This is a genomic window from Halomonas sp. BC2 (genome assembly GCF_002078115.1).
In the GTDB taxonomy this organism is placed as follows: Bacteria; Pseudomonadota; Gammaproteobacteria; order Pseudomonadales; family Halomonadaceae; genus Vreelandella; species Vreelandella stevensii.
This window is the reverse complement of the sequence record NZ_LFGT01000018.1, coordinates 107,291-109,422: the sequence shown is the minus strand read 5'-3', so window position 1 is coordinate 109,422 and position 2,132 is coordinate 107,291. Positions and strand designations below refer to the sequence as shown.

Below are 2,132 nucleotides of genomic sequence, written 5' to 3'. Positions count from 1 at the left end.
CGATATTTTGGCTACTAAAATACTGATTGGCCGGCAATTTATTTAAATGTGTATGTAAATAGTGAAACTGTAGGTAGCTATGGCGTTCACTTCGAATATGCAGGCTTTCTACCACTTTTTTATTAGAATTCAAAAAAATCACCACCGGTACCACTCGTTCTGTATCGAATAGCTCACTCAGGTGCAGTGTGTAGTGCGCCAGCCTGTGGATCGAGAAACGGCCGGGATCCGTTTCTTCTTCTAGCGTGAACAGTAGCGCTTCGCGTTGCCCATTTGGCCACTCTACCAGCAACGGTACGTCTAGCTCATGAAATCTGTCACCCAGGCGCTCTTTTAATTGCTCCTGGCGAATAGGAGTGACTTTGACGCTAGGCAGTAAATCTCCAGCCTCTTCTGATGCAAAGAAAGCGAGGGCTTCGCGAGGATAGTCCAAAATCAGGTTCTTGAAATTTTGATCGTGGCTTGTACGGTTCGCCATGGCTTTTCCTTGCTGTGGCTTAATCGGGGCGGCTGGCGCCGCCTTCGCGCCGGGCCGCCGCTGCGGGTGCCTCTTTCGCTCGTTGCTCTCGCTCTTTCGTTACGCCGCGCTACGGGGTGCTCGCCCATGAGTATCGTTGGCGATGCATCCGTAGCGCGGTGTAAGCGGAGCGCACCCGCGAAGCACCCCGTGAGGGGTGCCGAATATGCCACTGGGGTTTGCTCGATCACCGTGGCTCAATCGGGGAGGCTAGGGCCGCTAATACGGGTGTTGGCGGCTATTTATTGCTACGTGCGTTATGAGGGGCGTGCAGATCTCACTTTAGATCTGTCCCATTTTCTAAGCACTGAATCAACAAACCACTGTGAATCAAATTTTTTAAATTCGCTTTCATAGATATCTAGAAAACCATCAGGTGTGGCTTCTGCAAAATGCAGATGCATTTCACTAGAATTATCAAAAAAATAAGTTCTTCTACATTTCACAACCATTTCATGCAAAAGTGACAAGCTTGCTTGATAGCGACTTATTATCTTTTCGGCAGGGACATCATGCCCACCACTCGAAACTCTTTGTGCAACACGAGCCTGATTAATCTCAGGACTTGATGTGCAAACATAATAGAGGTAGGGCTCAAACCCAAAATCTAGTGCTTTTTCAACAAATCTTATGTGACTACTATGACTCATAACAGATTCATAGGTGAGAGATAGCCCAGACTCCAACCAATCCTCTCTCAGGCCTGTGGCAATCGCTTGCGCAGAGATCGCAGCAAAATACGTTTCAAACTCTTTAGCAAAAGACTTTACGAACGCCTTGCCCTCAGACATTGCGGTTGAGGTTTTTTCAATAACATCATTTAGCTCAATATACTTCGCAATATCATCAGGATTTAAATATTGCCCTAATGGTATTTTCTTACTAAGCAAAAATTGAGTCAGGGTTGTTTTACCCGAGCCATTTGGGCCAGCAATAAGCCTTAACCTTGGCACAAATACTCCCTAAGATTGAATGGCTGGGCTTGTTTTAACTTTTTAAGCTGCTTGACCTGATGATCGGGCGACTCTTCAACCAGATAGCCATCACGTTCATAGACCACAGAAACACCTGCTGCCAAATTTCTTTGGATGGCCGCGCGAGAGGATTCGCTCGCAAACTGCATGAGTGAGCGCGTGTCTTGCATTGGATCTTTTCTCTTACCTTTGCGCACCATCGCTAGCTTCTCGTGGTTTGATTTCTGACTCATGATTTCTCCCTTCTCAGTACAGCTTGTGAAACCATAGATTCATTATAGACCGAGTAGTTTCGAATAGAGCAGGCTATTGCAATGATTCATTAAATATCGTGGCTCAATCAGGGCGGCTGGCGCCGCCTTCGCGCCGGGCCGCCGCTGCGGGTGCCTCTTTCGCTCGTTTCTCTCGCTCTTTCGTTACGCCGCGCTACGGGAATCCTGCCGCGCTTCTAAAGGTGCTACGTATTCGTAGCGCGGTGTAAGCGGAGCGCACCCGCGAAGCACCCCGTTAGGGGTGCCGAATATGCCACTGGGGTTTGCTCGATCATCGTGGCTCAATCGGGGCGGCTAGGGCCGCCCTTCGCGGGTGCCTCTTTCGCTCGTTGCTCTCGCTCTTTCGTTACGCCGCGCTACGGGGTTGGT

At 49.1% G+C, this 2,132-nt stretch carries 2 protein-coding genes and 1 pseudogene; all 3 read right to left on the bottom strand.

Annotated features, from left to right (window positions below):
* Positions 1 to 478 (bottom strand): annotated as a pseudogene (locus B7L71_RS12280) (hypothetical protein); the annotation flags it as partial.
* Between the two features lie 296 nt (positions 479 to 774).
* Positions 775 to 1,470 carry a zeta toxin family protein gene (locus tag B7L71_RS12275; RefSeq protein ID WP_081138303.1) on the bottom strand — a complete coding sequence of 232 codons (696 nt, stop codon included), beginning with the start codon at positions 1,468 to 1,470 and terminating at the stop codon, positions 775 to 777.
* A complete protein-coding gene (locus tag B7L71_RS12270; protein ID WP_016913346.1) occupies positions 1,458 to 1,724 on the bottom strand; it encodes a hypothetical protein in 267 nt (88 codons plus the stop codon). Before B7L71_RS12270 ends, B7L71_RS12275 begins: the two co-directional genes overlap by 13 nt.
* Positions 1,725 to 2,132 lie beyond the last annotated feature (408 nt).